This window comes from Nonomuraea jabiensis (assembly GCF_014204795.1).
GTDB classification, from domain to species: Bacteria; Actinomycetota; Actinomycetes; order Streptosporangiales; family Streptosporangiaceae; genus Nonomuraea; species Nonomuraea jabiensis.
Map to the genome: position 1 here is coordinate 1,631,284 of NZ_JACHMB010000001.1, position 14,765 is coordinate 1,646,048.

The window sequence follows — 14,765 nt, forward strand, 5'->3', positions numbered from 1 at the left end:
GGGTCGGCGAGGAGTGGGACGGGCCAGCCCGGCGCAACACGCACGACGCCCAGCCAACCCACCGCACCGCAGCCCGGCGGAGCGCGCACGACGCCCAGCCAACCCGCCCGCACCGCGAATCCCCGCCAACCCGCCAGCACCCAAGCTCGGCGCAACGCGGCCTCCCAGCCAGCCCGCCCACACCGCCGCCGGTGCGACGCGCCGCGTCCCGATGCCCGATGCGGCGAGTGAGGGAGGGGTGATCGGACGTGACCAGGCGCTCTGAAGTCCTCCTGCCAGGGTTGTGGAAGGCGGCCGGAGGAGTGATCCCGGGCTGACAGACTTAATGCCAGTTTCGGCGGAGATGGAGGTGTCGGTGAGGCCCTATGCGTGGATGCCGCGGCCTTTGCGGTGGTTCGCTCGGGTGCTGTCCGTAGTGCTCGCGCTGGTCCTGGTGCTGGCAGGGGTCCTCGTCTACACGGTGCGGAAGTCGTTCCCGCAGGTGGACGGATCGCTGCGGCTGCCCGGCCTAACCGGGAATGTGGAGATTTATCGGGATAAATACGGAATCCCGCACATCTACGCCGACACCGCAGCGGACCTGTTCACGGCTCAGGGGTTCGTCCACGCCCAGGACCGCTTCTACGAGATGGACTTCCGCCGCCACCTGACCTCCGGCCGCCTCTCGGAGCTCTACGGCAAGGCCACCGTCGAGAACGACAAGGCCATCAGGACCATGGGCTGGCGCAAGGTCGCCGAGGAGGAGCTCCCCGACCTGGCCCAGAGCACCCGGGACTACCTGGACGCCTACGCGAGAGGCGTGAACGCCTGGCTCAGCGCCAACCCGAACGCCTCCGACCGCAGCCTCGAATACTCCATCCTGAAGATCCAGAACGGCGCGTACCAGCCGGAGAAGTGGACCGCGGCCGACTCCGTGGCCTGGCTGAAGGCCATGGCCTGGGACCTGCGCTCCAACATGGAGGACGAGATCGACCGCGCGCTGGCGCTGACCAAGCTGCCCAAGGAGCGCGTCGAGCAGCTCTACCCCGGCTACCCGTACGACCGCCACAGCCCGATCGTCACCGAGGGCACCATCGACCAGGGGCGCTTCAACCAGCACGCCGAGCCCCAGCAGCGCGCCGACCGCGCGATCGCCCAGGCCGCCAGGACCCTGGACGCCGTACCGAGCACGATGGGCACGGATGACCGCGAGGGCATCGGGTCCAACTCGTGGGTGGTCTCCGGCGAGTACACCAAGAGCGGCAAGCCGCTGCTGGCCAACGACCCGCACCTGTCGCCGCAGATGCCCTCCGTCTGGTACCAGGCGGGGCTGCACTGCAGGAAGATCACGGAGGCGTGCCCGTACGACGTGACGGGGTTCACGTTCTCGGGCGTTCCGGGCGTGGTCATCGGGCGCACGGACAAGATCGCGTGGGGCTTCACCAACCTGGGCCCCGACGTGGCCGACCTCTTCCTGGAGCAGGTGCAGGGCGACACGTACCTGTACAAGGGCCAGCAGCTGAAGCTGGAGACCAGGAAGGAGCAGATCAAGGTCGCGGGGGGCTCCCCCGTCACGATCACGGTCAGGAGCACCCGGCACGGGCCGCTGATCAACGACGTCATCGGCGGCGCCAAACCCAGCGGCGAGGCCAACGCGGTGGCGCTGCAGTGGACGGCGCTGACGCCGGGCCGGACGGCCGACGCGATCTTCGCGCTGAACAAGGCTGGCGACTGGCAGGAGTTCAGGGCGGCGGCGGCGCTGTTCGACGTGCCGTCCCAGAACCTGATCTACGCCGACACCACGGGCAAGATCGGCTACCAGGCTCCCGGGCGCATCCCCGTGCGGGCCAAGGGTGACGGCACGTGGCCCGTCCCGGGATGGACGGGCGAGTACGACTGGATGATGGCCCCCATCCCGTACGACCAGTTACCTTCGGTGGAGAACCCGGCCGACGGGTTCATCGTCACGGCCAACAACGCCGTCATCGACCCCGAACGGTACAAGCCCCTGCTGACCAAGGACTGGGCGCACGGCTACCGCTCCGAACGCATTCGCGACCGCATCAAGGAAGCGCTCAAGAAGGGCCCGATCGACGCGGCGACCATGTCGGCGATCCAGCAGGACACGTACAACGGCTTCGCCGAGACGCTGGTCCCGGCCCTGATGCGGGTGGACCTGGCGGGGCCCAGCGGCGAGGCCAGGCAGCTGCTGAAGACGTGGGACCGCATGCAGGGCCTCGACTCCACCGCCGCCGCCTACTTCAACGCGGTGTGGCGGCAGGTGCTCACCCTGACGTTCGACGACGACCTGCCCGAGGCGGCGCGGCCGGCGGGCGGGGACCGCTGGTACGAGGTCGTCAGACGCCTGCTCGACGCTCCGGACGACCCCTTCTGGGACGACGTGACCACCGAGAACCTCAAGGAGACCCGCGACGACATCCTCCGCCAGGCGCTCGCCTCGGCGTACCAGGAGCTGTCGGACCGGCTCGGGCCGGAGGTCAAGTCCTGGCGCTGGGGCGACCTGCACCAGTTGGAGCTGGTCAACGGCTCGCTGGGGACGTCGGGGATAGCTCCGGTGGAGGCCCTGTTCAACCGCGGGCCGCTGGCCGTGGCGGGCGGCAAGGACGCCGTGAACGCCACGGGGTGGAACGTCCAGAAGGGGTACGAGATCACCGCCGTCCCGTCGATGCGCATGGTCGTCGACCTGTCGGACATGGACAAGTCCCGATGGATCAACCTGACGGGCGCCTCCGGGCACGCCTTCCACGAGAACTACTGGGATCAGGCGGAGACCTGGGCCAAGGGCGACCTGCTGCCGATGTACGCGAAGCCCGAGTCGATCAAGAAGGCGGCCGTCCACACCCTCAAACTCACGCCGTGACCGTACGACCAGCGTTGTAGAGGCGATCCAGACCCTGGGCCGACGCGCCGGCCCCCGCCGCCTTGCCACCATGGCGGCATGAATCGCCTCTGGTACCTCATCGGAGTCCTGCTGGTGCTCGTGGGCCTCGTTCACCTGGGCGTGTTCGTCGTGGACGGCGGGCCGTGGGAGGGCGCGGTGTCGTGGCGCAAGCCGTTCACGTTCGGCGTGTCGTTCGGGCTGAGCGTGCTGACCCTCACCTGGGTCTCCCAGTTCGTCCGGCTCCGCGCCCGCCCGTTCGTGGTCGGCGCCTTCGCGGTGGCCTCCACGCTGGAGGTGGCCCTGATCACCCTCCAGGCGTGGCGGGGCGTCCCGTCCCACTTCAACATGGAGACCGCCGTCGACACGGCCGTCGCGAGGACCCTGGCGGCAGGTGGCGGCGTGCTCGTCGCCATCGGGATCGTCATGACGATCGCCGCGTTCCGCCCTGTTCCAGATCTCGCCCCGAGCATGCGCCTGGCCGTACGCGCGGGCTTCGCCACGCTCCTCGCCGCCATGGCGTTCGGCGCCGTCATGATCGCCCGCGGCGTCGTCGAGGTGATGACGGGGAACCAGCAGCTGGCGTACACGGTGGCCACCGCGCTGAAGCCCGCTCACGCGATCTTCATGCACGGCGTCCTGCTCCTGCCGGCCCTGGCCTGGCTCCTGTCGCGCACGCTGCCTTCCGAAGGCGCCCGCGTCCGCTGGATCCGCCTGGCCACCTGGCTCTACGTGGGCGCCGCCACCGCCGTCTCGGCCCTCGCCCTGGCAGGCATCGAGCCCGTGTCCCCCTCGACCGCCTCCGTCCTGTGCGCCGGGGCCGTCTCCGGCCTGGCCATCGCCTCGCTCATGCTGGGCCGGCTGAAGGGCCCGTCAAGACGCGCCCCCGCACCGCCGGGATGACACCGGCCTCACTCGCCGCCGCGCCGCCGTCGCCACCACAGCTGGGCGCGGGGGTAGCCGCCGTCCTCCAGATCGGCCAGGCGCTCGAAGAGGTTGTACGTAGCCTGGTTGCCGCAGACCATCACCGACCCGAGCATCGACAGCAGGTAGAGCGGCAGCATGGGGAGGCCGACGCACCAGGCCCACTGGGTGGCGTGCCGGCCCTCGTGGCGGACGAGGCGATCGGGGAGCGCGTCCCACCTGGTCAGGACGACGTTTCCCACGGTGAACGCGCCCGCGATGGGGAAGCGGTAGCGGTAGCCGAAGGCCAGGATGAGCCCGTTGGGGCCGGGGTTCCTGGTCGCGCCACCGATGATCGCGATCAGCAGGCCGAGCGGCGTGGCAAGGTTGACGTAGTTCGCCACGCGCCGGAACCGGAAGCGCCTTTCCATGCGTCTCAGTCTTGACCAATCTTGACAAGTCGGAATAATGATCCCCGTCCTGAAATCTCCCACAAGAGCAGGATTATGAGATTCTCCATCCTGGGCGCGCTGCTCGGCACCGTCGCACTGGCAGGAGCCGGCGGAGTTGCGATCACCCAGACGTCAGCGACCGATCCCCTACGATCCACTGACAACCGACCAGGCGCTCTAGGCGCGAACGTGGCGTTAACCACCGTCCCGACCACGAGTCCGGCACCCACGGAGACTCCCACGATCGGGGAGTACACCGCCACGACGAAGGTAGTCAAGAGGCGAGGCGTCTCCTACCTGAATGTATCGATCACAGACGCGCAAGCTGCTCTCTTCTCGATCAAGCAGCGGGTCTGCAAGGGCAGATCCTGCAAGACGACCAGCGTCGATTTCCCGGTGGCCGAGGGCTCGGGAGAGTCCACGAAGCGGCTCGGCCGGGGCACGTACAAGAAAAAGGGCAAACCTGCGGTCAGCCTGACGCCCCTTCCGACGGTGACGGTGAAGGAGCAGGTCACGGTCACGGTCACCGAGCCGGGGCCGACCGTCACGCAGACGGTGACGTTCACCTGTCAGCCGAGCGTCGAGCCGACGCAGACCCTGCCGCCGCCGACGACGACCGCCCCGACGGAGACGCCTCCGCCGACGACCGCCCCGACGGACACGGTGACGCCCACTGCCACGGGTACGGAGTCGCCTCCGGTCACCGACACGCCGACCCCGACCCTGACTGACAACGCGACCGAAACTCCCACCGCAACTCCGACCGAAACCCCGACCCCGACCCCGACCGAGACAGCCACCACGAGCCCGACGGACTCCGTGACACCGACGGAGAGCGCGCCGGGGATCCCCACCTGTCCGCCGCCGGCGGAGGAGACGCCGACAGAGCTCCCCTCCGAGACCCCGCCGGACACGGCGGCCCCGACCGACACCAGCGTCCCGACGGAGACCGCGACCACCACGCCATCGGAATCCCCCAGCGCCACCACCCAGTAGCGACAGGGGAAGCGAGCGGGCCAGGCCACGCGCCTGGCCCGACTCATGCCCGCGCTCACGCCGCCGAGCGACCCCCTAAAGGGTCTTGTACCGTCCTTCGTGGTACAGAAGCGGCGCCGCGTCCGAAGGCGTGTCCAGGGCCGTCACCTCACCCACCACGATCGAGTGGTCCCCGCCGTCGTGCACCGCCGTCGTCACGCACTCCACCGTCGCGATGGCCCCGTCGAACAGCGCCACCCCCGACTCCCCGAGATGATGCGGCCACCGCGCGAGCTGCCCGTTCAACGGCCGGCCCCGGTGGGCGAAGAAGCGCGAGGCGTCCTCCATCGAGGCGGGCAGCACGGAGACCCCCCACACCCCCGCCTCCAGCACCGCGTCATGGAACCGGGCCACCTTCTCCGCGCAGAACAGCACGAGGAGCGGATCAAGGGAGACAGAGGTGAACGAATTCACCGTCATCACATGATCGACATCGTCCAGCCTGGTGGTGACGATCGCGACTCCAGTGGCGAAGCGGCCGACGACCTTGCGGTAAGTCACAGGGTCCACTGGCCGCTCGATGGAATGCACGAACGCTACTTTATGCCGCTACATAGAGTTCTTCTGGGGGTACCCATGCAAGAGCCACGATCCCCCCTCTGACGAGGGCGAAAGCAAATAGGCCGCCACGATGGCCGTCAACCCTCCGTACAGGTACACGTACCCGGGCGCACCATCCGCGATCACCAGATCGCCCGCGCTCAGCTTCAGCGTGAACGGCATCGTGACCAGCAACCACCCGACCGCCGTCATGAAGGCCCCGAGCTTGCCCCGCATCAGCTTTCCCGCCCCCAGGCACACCGCGAACAGCGCCAGCACCCACACGATCGCCGCGATCGGGACGGGCCCCAGCTGCCGTACCGCATGCGTGAATCCGCCCACGACCCCTATGACGACGCCGAGCACGAACAGCATGCCGTACGCCGCCCCGCCCAGCGCCGACTCGGCCTGGCTGCGATGTTCCATGTCGCACGAGGTTAGTGGATGCCCGCGAAGAGATCGTTCTCGCGGGTGTGCGGTGCGCCCAGGCCGCCCGCCTCGATGGGCGGACCGGGCACGGCGGGCCCTGGCACGCCGATGGCCAGCCTGTAGTGCTCGACGCCCAGGACCTCCTGGCCGATGTTGTTGGACAGCGCGAACCACGGGTCGTCCACGACGATCTGCGTGGCGTGCGCGCGCATGGCCTCCATCTTGTTGCCGATCCACGCGCGGGCGTCGATCTCGGTGGTGACGTCCTCGTCCGCGTTGCCGAACGGCATGTCCTCCACGTCCTCCACCAGGAAGCCGACGTCCGCCCCGCGCAGCGCCTCGGTCGTGCGCCGCATGACGGATCGGGCGAGGGCCGTGTGGTAGAACTTCGCGATCTGCCACGGTTCGCCCTCGCCGAAGTCCGGTTTCGCGGCCAGCTCGAACGCTCTGCGCGAAACCCGGTGGGCCTGGATGTGGTCGGGGTGCCCGTAGAAGCCGTTGTCGTCGTACGTGACGAGGACCTGCGGGCGTACCTCCCGGATGACCTTGACGAGCTCCCCCGCCGCCTCGTCGAGGTCGGCGCGCCAGAACGCCTTCGGGTGGTCGTTGGACGCCACCCCCATCATCCCCGAGTCCCGCCAGCGGCCCGGCGCGCCCAGGAAGCGGTGGTCCTCGACGCCGAGCGCCCGGCAGGCGGCGGCGAGCTCGTCGATCCGGTACGGCCCGAGCGCGTCGTCCTGGTCGGCGGCCAGGTGGGCGAGCTCGGCGGGAATGATCTCGCCTTCCTCGCCGAGAGTGCAGGTCACCAGCGTGACGTGGGCTCCCTCGGCGGCGTACTTGGCCATGGTCGCCCCGGTGCCGATCGACTCGTCGTCCGGATGGGCGTGTACGAGGAGGAGCCGTCGATCAGTCATAGGGATGAGCGTACCGACGGGTCCCGGACGCCATGGCTCGGGTTCCTCATCGGCGGTGGCAGGATTGGGCCCATGAGCGAGAGCTTCCCTCGACTGTCTGCCAGGACCCGCCGGTTCACCCTCGGAGTGCCCAGGAGCTTCACGATCACTCCGGACGGCGGCCGGGTGGTCTTCCTCCGCACGAAATCGGGCACCGATCCGGTGACGTGCCTGTGGGAGCTCGACACCGACACCCACGTCGAGCGCCTGGTCGTCGACCCGCGCGCGCTCGACGCCGACGAGGAGAACCTGCCGCCGGAGGAGCGGGCCAGGCGCGAGCGCAGCCGGGAGGCGGCGGGCGGCGTGGTCGCGTACGCCACCGACAAGGACGTCACGCGGGCCTCCTTCGCCCTGTCCGGCGCTCTCTACGTGGTGGACTTCGCGACCGGTCGGACGCGTCGGCTGGACACGCCGGGCGCGGTCATCGACCCCCGCCTGTCCCCGGACGGGGGGCAGGTCGCGTACGTCACCGGCGGCGCGCTGCGCGTCCAGGACCTCGGGTCCGGCGCGGACCGCGCGCTGGCCACGCCGGAGTCGGAGACCGTGACGTACGGGCTGGCCGAGTTCATCGCCGCCGAGGAGATGAGCCGGATGCGCGGCTACTGGTGGGCGCCATCGGGCGACGCGCTGCTGGTCGAACGCGTCGACGAGGCCCCGGTCCACGTCTGGCACATCGCCGACCCGGCCAACCCCGACCGTCCCGCGTCGGCCCAGCGCTATCCGGCCGCCGGCACGCCCAACGCGGTCACCGAGCTGTTCGTGCTGGGGCTCGACGGGTCGCGGGTCGCGGTGCCGTACGAGGAGGAATACCTCACGACGGCGGCCTGGGACACCCACGCGCTGTCGATCGTGACCCTGACGCGCGACCAGCGCACGATGCGGCTGTTCACGGTCGACCCGGCGACGGGCGCGTCCTCACTGGTGCGCGAGGACACCGACCCGGCCTGGGTCGACATCGTCTCCGGCGTGCCCGCCCACCTCGACGACGGGTCGCTGGTGTGGGTGGCCGCTTCGGAGGGCGGCAACCGGCTGTTCGTGGGCGACCGCGCGGTCACCCCGCCCACGCTGCAGGTGCGGGCAGTGCTCGACGTCGATCACGACAGCGTGCTGTTCAGCGCGAGCGGCGATCCGACCGAGGTTCACCTGTGGACGTGGGACGGTCATTCGCTGCTGCCGGTCTCGACCCGTTCCGGGGTGTTCTCGGGGCGGATGTCGGGCGGCGTGGGCGTGCTGACCGAGCAGAGCCTCGACGCCGAGGGCGTGTCGACCACGGTCGTGCGGCGCGACGGCATGGCGGTGCCGATCCCGTCGTTCGCCGAGCGGCCCGGGCTCGACCTGCGCGTCTCGCTCGGCCGTTCCGGCCGTCGCGAGCTGGCCACCGCCGTGGTGCTGCCCTCGTGGCACGAGCAGGGCTCCGGGAAGCTGCCGGTCCTCATGGATCCGTACGGCGGGCCGCACGCGCAGCGCGTGCTCAACCGGCGCGGCGCGTTCCTGGAGAGCCAGTGGTTCGCCGAGCAGGGCTTCGCGGTCATCGTGGCGGACGGTCGCGGCACCCCCGGCCGGGGCCCCGAGTTCGAGCGGTCCGTGCTCAACGACCTGGCGACCCCCGCGCTCGAGGACCAGATCGACGCCCTGCAGGGGGTGGCCGAGCAGTATCCCGACGATCTCGACCTGACGAGGGTGGCCATTCGCGGCTGGTCGTTCGGCGGCTTCCTGGCCGCGCTGGCGGTGCTGCGGCGACCGGACGTGTTCCACGCGGCGGTGGCGGGCGCGCCGGTGACCGACTGGCGGCTGTACGACACGTGCTACACCGAGCGATACCTGGGCCATCCGGACGAGCAGCCCGAGGTGTACGAGAACTCTTCGCTGTTCGCGGACGCGGCCAAGCTCGAACGCCCGCTGCTGCTGATCCACGGTCTGGCCGACGACAACGTGGTGGCCGCCCACACGCTGCGCCTGTCGTCCGCCCTGCTCGCGGCGGGCCGGCAGCACAGCGTGCTCCCGCTGTCCGGGGTGACGCACATGACGCCGCAGGAGGTCGTGGCGGAGAACCTGCTGCTGCTCCAGGTCGACTTCCTGAAGAAGTCGCTGGGCTGACCCCCTGACGCGGCTTCACCGGCGCGGGGCTTCACTGTTGACGTAAGGCGTCGAGCGCTCGGGACACGGCCAGCCCGGCGATCACGGCGCCGCCCAGGACGATCATGGTGACGTACGTGGGCATCGCCAGCAGGGTGAGCTCACCCTGCACGATCGCCAGGATGAGCACGGCGAGCAGCGTGCCGGCGACGCCCCCACGCCCCACGTCGGCGCGCCCCACGTCGGCGCGCCCCACGTCGGTACGCCCCGCGTCGGCGCGCCCCACGTCGGTACGCCCCGCGTCGGCGCGCCCCGCGTCGGCCACCGTGCCCGCCGCGCCGGTGCCGCTCGGAAGGGGGCTGCCGTTCAGAACGCCCGGGAGGCCGGTGCCACCCAGGAGAACGGCCGCCAGCGCGAACACCATGGTGAACAGCCCCTGAGACCCCGGCTGCGCCGCTCCCAGCCGCAACAGCAGCACGAACCCACCCAAAGCGGCAAGCACACATGACCCGGCCAGCCCGACGAGAGGGCCGACCCACCCCGTGGTCAGCCACTGCCGGAACCCCCGCCGCGCCCACAGCAGCCCGCCCGCCACCGAGACGACGGCGAACACCCCGAACCCCACCACGGGCGAGAGCGACGGCGCCTCCGGCAGAAGGATCGTCCTGGCCTGGGTGAACCCGAGCGACAACGCGTCGCAGACCACGGCGGCGGCGAGCGTGACCGCCCAGGCCGGCGCCTCCAGCAGCACCGTGAACGCCCCCATGACCAGCCCGGAGAGCGCGGCGAGCAGGACGACGAGGAGCACCCCGACGACCAGCGGCAGGCCGAGGACGACCACGACGGAGGCGATGAGCACTCCGGACAGCGCGGAGACCGAGCCCACGGCCAGGTTGGGTGTGCCGGCGCGCATCGACAGGGAGAGCGCCACGGCGACCAGGCCGAGCGGCGCGGAGGACGCGAGGATGTTCAGCAGGTGCCCGCCGGGAGCGGTGAACAGGACCATCCCCAGCCCCAGCACCGTGACGACGCCGAGCGCGCCTTCCCAGACCCACTGCCATCTGCCCACGCCGTCGATCGTGACAACGCCACCCCACCATCGCAAGGCCCATCCCGCCCAAAATCCCCACAGACCACCTCCAACCGGTCGAGGCGTGCAGCGGTCTGACAACCCCTGGTAGGACCCGCATCCCCAAAAGACCAAACCCTGGTCCGACGCGATTCCGCCTCCCCCTCCGGCATCGTGAACGCCATGCTCAAGCCCCTCACCATCACCATGGCCTTGCTGGGCCTGGGGACCTTGCCGACCACCTCGGCGTCCGCGGCGGCCACCGCCGGCGGGCCACAGCAGTGGCAGACCTGCCCCAATGACAAGATCGGCATGGAGTGCAGCGACCTCCAGGTCCCGGCCGACTGGCGCAAGCCGGACGGCCGCAAGATCACCCTCAAGCTGGGCCGCCTGAAGGCCACCGGCAAGTCCGAAGGCTCGGTCCTGATCGCCTACGGCGGCCCCGGCGGCCCCGGCATCGGCCTCACGCAGTCCGTCCCCGACTGGTGGGCCAAGCTCCGCGAACGCATGGACATCGTCACGTGGGACACCCGCGGCTACGGCGAGCAGTTCGGAGGCCTCAGCACGGGCCTGCAGTGCGCCTGGACCCGCGTCCCCATCCCCGACTCACCCCGCGACGACGCCGACTTCGGCCGCCTGTCCGACACCAACCGCGGCTACGCCGAGGCCTGCCGACTCAAGGATCCCGAGCTGTTCGCCAACATGAGCTCGGCAGACCAGGCCAGAGACATGGAGGCCATCAGAAAGGCCCTCGGCGACGACAAGCTCAACTACTACGGCGCCTCCTACGCGGGCTTCTACGGCCAGGCCTACGCCCGCCTCTTCCCGGACCGGATCCGCACGATGGTCCTCGACGGCACGTGGAGCCACAGCGCCACCGACTGGGAGCAGGAGCTGGAGGAGATGGCCAAGTCCAACGAGCAGTTCCTGCGACGCTTCTTCACCTGGTGCGCCTCCAACGACTGCGCGGACGTCCCCGCCCTCTGGCGCACCCTGATCGCCCGAGCCGACCGCACCCCCATCCCCACGAAGACCGCCAACGTCGCCTACAAGACCCGCGACCTCCAGAGCTTCGCCCTGGGCCTGGCCCGCCAGGGCACCGCCGCCTGGCCCAAACTGGCCCAGGCGATCCGCAAGGCCGCCGACGGCGACGCCTCCGACTTCGTCCCGCAACGCGGCGCCCGCTACCCCGACCAGGCCACCGGCGTCACCGAATGCGCCGACTGGCCCCGCTTCGCCAACCGCAAGGAGATGACCGCCACCATCAAGCGCCTGCAACGCGTGGCCCCCAACACCGGCACGGCCAACACCCTCGCCTCAGCGACCCTGGGCTGCATCGGCTGGCCCCAGCCGGTCACCAACCCACCCGCCCCTCTCCCCAAGGGCCTCCCACCCATGCTGGGAGCAGGCGCCTGGGGCGAGTCCGACGCCGTGACCCGCGTCCTCTCCCAGGTGCCCGGCAGCGCCACCATCCACCACAACGGCCCCGGCCACACCCTCTATGGCACCAACCCCTGCGCCCGCGACCACATCAACCACTACTTCACCGACCGCACCCTGCCCCCCACCAAAACAGAATGCTGACCCCACAACGTCACCACGGTGGACACCGCCTTGTCGGCAACAACGGCCGGACCTACGCCTTCTCCACCGACCGGCCTCACCACGCACCCACTAGCTAGCACCCAACCACAGACAACCCACGGGAGCGCCGCTCCGGGGGGGTGCGACTCGGGCGCGCCAACAACAGCGCCAAACCCGACACAAGGACTCGCCCCCGGCGCCGACCCCAACTCCAAAGCACCGCCTTTCGACGTCGCACAACAAAACCGCCCGCCCTCGCAACCGGCACCACCAGCCAACAACGCCCCGCGCCCGACACAGGAACTCACTCGGGACGTCAACGCTCAAGACTGAAGCCGATACCGAGATCCACGATGGCGCCGAGACCACCACATGCCCTCCACACAGCACCAACGGGCAACTTCGGCACCGCTGAGGTTGTCACTTCAGGTGTGTAAAGAACGTTTCTGATGGCCTGAGGTCGGTCTTTACCTGATGCGGCCTGGATAGGCGATGTCGAGTTCGATCAGCGCTTCGCGCCAGCCGATGGTGCGTTGTCCTTCGATCAGGCGGGCGGTGCTGGGCGAGTTCTTGATCTTTCCGGTCTCCTCCTTGGTGATGGCGCGTTCGCGGGCGCGTTTGTCCTCGATATTGATGATGGCCAGCCACAGCAGTTTGACCACGGCGTCGTCGCCGGGGAAGTGGCCGCGGGCCTTGGTGACCTTGCGCAGCTGGTAGTTCAGCGACTCGATGCTATTGGTGGTGTAGAGCAGCTTGCGGACCGCCGGGGAGAAGGCGAAGAACGGGGTGAAGCGGTCCCAGGCGGTCTCGAACACACGGGCCGCCTGCGGATACCTCTGGCCCCAGGTGGAGGCGGTGAAGTCGGCCAGGGCGTCGAAGGCGGCTTCCGCACTGGGCGCCGTATAGATCTTCTTGAGCTCGGCGGCCAGCGTGGCGCGGTCACGACGGGCGACCGGCCGCAGCGCGTTGCGGATCAGGTGCACGACGCAGGCCTGCACGATGGTGTGCGGGAAGGCATGGTGGATGGCGTCTTCGAAGCCGTTCAGTCCGTCGGTGCAGGCGATGAGGATGTCGCGCACTCCCCGGTTGCGCAGGTCGGTCATCACAGAGGTCCAAAAACGGGCCGACTCGCCGGCGGTGGCGGCATCGAGCGGGGTCTTGGCCAGCCAGATCCCCAGCACGTGCTTGTCGCCGTCGGCGTCGATACCGATCGCGAGGTAGGCGGGTTTGGCCTGGACGCTGTGGTTGTCGCGGACCTTGACCACGATGGCGTCCAGGAACACCACCGGGTAGACGGCATCCAACGGCCGTGCCTGCCAGGCGCGGACCTCTTCGAGTACGGCGTCGGTGATGTTGGAGATGGCCTCGTGCGACAGTTCGGTGTCGTAGATCTGACGCAGGTGGTGCTGGATGTCGCGCACGCTCATGCCGTGCGCGTACAGGCTGATGATCATGTCGTCCAGGCCGCCGGAGACGCGGCCGGCCCGTTTGGGCACCAGCATCGGCTCGAAGGTGCCGGCCCGGTCGCGGGGCACGGACAGCCGCACCGGCCCCACCCCCGTCTGCACGGTCTTGCCGATCCTGCCGTTGCGGGAGTTGCCGCTGCCATGGCCGGCCACCTCGTGCTTGCCGTAGCCCAGATGCGCCGACAGCTCGCCCTCCAGCGCGCGTTCCAGCACCGCCTTGACCAACTCGCCGAGCATCGAGCCCTGCCCGGTCAGCCGCAGCCCGCCCGCGCTGTCGCGTGAGCGTTCCAGCAGCAGGTCCAGCACGTGATCGCCGAGCAGGTCCCGCAACGGCGTCTCGCCGTCACGCTGGGGGGATTTTTCCCCGCCATGATGAGCAGCCGCCCCCAGCAGCGCCGATGTGTCATCGTGCTGGTCTTGCCCCACCGCGGCCAGCGCGGTTCTTCCCCGTGTCGTGGACATGATCGTGTTCTCCCCCGAGATGGTCAATGATCTTTGCAGATTTCCGTCTACGTTTGGTGATCATTTCCACACCTGGAGTGATACCCCCGCACCGCTTCGCCACCGCATCGGCATCGAGACCTGTCCGTAGGCATGTCCGTGGGCATGGCGGCGTCGTCGGGAGCGGCTGTGGTGACGCGGTGCCAGGCGGCGCACCGATTGCGACACCCGAACGACGGATACACGCCCACAGATGGACTGCTGTCCGCGTACTTCTTTGAGCGCTCCACGAAGTACGGAGATATGTGCACCAGCGCAGCGGCTGTCTCTCCTCCGATCTAACGATTCCCCCGGAGGCTTGGGGTGTCATGAAGGCATCCGCTGACCACGGGCGGGGTGACGGCGCCGGTGGTAGGCGTAGGCCAAGGCGAGCACTATCGGGCCCCACAGCGCAATCGGGGTGATGCACACCATGGCCAGCGCCTGCCACCAGCCGTTCTCATACTCCGTGCGGTCAAAGACGCCGACCCAGGCGAGCACCATCCAGACCGAGATCGCGCTCAGAAGGAGCCCTCCGATCACGGCCGGGACGACCGCCGCCATGGCCGGCACACGTCTGCCGCCGATGACCGGGATCCAGTTCGGGACCACCTCGCCCCAGCCACGCACCAGACCGATGCTGAACAGCGCCACCAACTCGGTGATCACACTGAGCCCGAAGACATAAGGGATAGTGATCCACAACGGTGATACAGGCGCGTCGTTGAGCTGCCCCATGTCGAAGTGAAAGGCAAACGGCAACCTCCACAGGCACGAAGGGAGCAGCAGCCAAGGAAGCGCGTAGGCGACACGGAGCGCCCATCGGGGGACGGGCTGTTCGGTGTCGCTGGTGGCGGGGGCCGCGTGCAGCAGTTTGATCGCCATGGCTGCACTCTCGCC

At 69.5% G+C, this 14,765-nt stretch carries 12 protein-coding genes; 5 read left to right on the forward strand and 7 right to left on the reverse strand.

The annotated features are described in order from the left end of the window. Positions 1–373 precede the first annotated feature (373 nt). Both HD596_RS06975 and HD596_RS06980 read left to right on the forward strand, forming a co-directional pair. Complete coding sequence (locus HD596_RS06975; protein ID WP_246555740.1) at positions 374–2,860, forward strand: penicillin acylase family protein; 2,487 nt, start codon at positions 374–376, stop codon at positions 2,858–2,860. 78 nt (positions 2,861–2,938) lie between these two features. Further along, a complete protein-coding gene (locus tag HD596_RS06980; protein ID WP_185068483.1) occupies positions 2,939–3,781 on the forward strand; it encodes a hypothetical protein in 843 nt (280 codons plus the stop codon). Positions 3,782–3,789: 8 nt separating this feature from the next. Here the strand turns inward: HD596_RS06980 and HD596_RS06985 are convergent, their stop codons facing one another. Then, entirely contained in the window at positions 3,790–4,212 is a 423-nt protein-coding gene (locus HD596_RS06985) for a hypothetical protein (protein ID WP_185068484.1), read from the reverse strand. A gap of 75 nt (positions 4,213–4,287) precedes the next feature. Between HD596_RS06985 and HD596_RS06990 the strand changes: the two genes are divergently transcribed. Then, positions 4,288–5,229, forward strand: coding sequence for a hypothetical protein (locus HD596_RS06990; protein ID WP_185068485.1), 942 nt, complete (start codon positions 4,288–4,290; stop codon positions 5,227–5,229). A gap of 75 nt (positions 5,230–5,304) precedes the next feature. Here HD596_RS06990 and HD596_RS06995 read toward each other — a convergent pair whose 3' ends face one another. Genes HD596_RS06995 through mshB form a run of 3 tightly spaced genes read right to left on the reverse strand, consistent with a single transcriptional unit; the run spans position 5,305 to position 7,151 of the window. Continuing rightward, positions 5,305–5,799 carry a flavin reductase family protein gene (locus HD596_RS06995; RefSeq protein ID WP_313043059.1) on the reverse strand — a complete coding sequence of 165 codons (495 nt, stop codon included), beginning with the start codon at positions 5,797–5,799 and terminating at the stop codon, positions 5,305–5,307. An 18-nt stretch (positions 5,800–5,817) separates the two neighbouring features. After that, positions 5,818–6,234 carry a DUF6113 family protein gene (locus tag HD596_RS07000; RefSeq protein ID WP_185068486.1) on the reverse strand — a complete coding sequence of 139 codons (417 nt, stop codon included), beginning with the start codon at positions 6,232–6,234 and terminating at the stop codon, positions 5,818–5,820. 11 nt (positions 6,235–6,245) lie between these two features. Next, a complete protein-coding gene (mshB, locus tag HD596_RS07005) occupies positions 6,246–7,151 on the reverse strand; it encodes an N-acetyl-1-D-myo-inositol-2-amino-2-deoxy-alpha-D-glucopyranoside deacetylase (protein WP_185068487.1) in 906 nt (301 codons plus the stop codon). 72 nt (positions 7,152–7,223) lie between these two features. Between mshB and HD596_RS07010 the strand changes: the two genes are divergently transcribed. Continuing rightward, entirely contained in the window at positions 7,224–9,287 is a 2,064-nt protein-coding gene (locus tag HD596_RS07010; protein ID WP_185068488.1) for a S9 family peptidase, read from the forward strand. Positions 9,288–9,318: 31 nt separating this feature from the next. Here the strand turns inward: HD596_RS07010 and HD596_RS07015 are convergent, their stop codons facing one another. Then, positions 9,319–10,335 (reverse strand): ABC transporter permease subunit, encoded by a 1,017-nt coding sequence (locus tag HD596_RS07015; RefSeq protein WP_185068489.1) that lies wholly within the window; start codon positions 10,333–10,335, stop codon positions 9,319–9,321. A gap of 183 nt (positions 10,336–10,518) precedes the next feature. Between HD596_RS07015 and HD596_RS07020 the strand changes: the two genes are divergently transcribed. Then, on the forward strand, positions 10,519–11,919 hold the full coding sequence (locus tag HD596_RS07020; RefSeq protein WP_185068490.1) for an alpha/beta fold hydrolase: 1,401 nt from the start codon (positions 10,519–10,521) through the stop codon (positions 11,917–11,919). Between the two features lie 467 nt (positions 11,920–12,386). Here the strand turns inward: HD596_RS07020 and HD596_RS07025 are convergent, their stop codons facing one another. Beyond that, entirely contained in the window at positions 12,387–13,715 is a 1,329-nt protein-coding gene (locus HD596_RS07025) for an IS256 family transposase (protein ID WP_376776139.1), read from the reverse strand. 477 nt (positions 13,716–14,192) lie between these two features. Next, positions 14,193–14,750 (reverse strand): hypothetical protein, encoded by a 558-nt coding sequence (locus HD596_RS07030; protein ID WP_185068491.1) that lies wholly within the window; start codon positions 14,748–14,750, stop codon positions 14,193–14,195. Between the last annotated feature and the right edge of the window lie 15 nt (positions 14,751–14,765).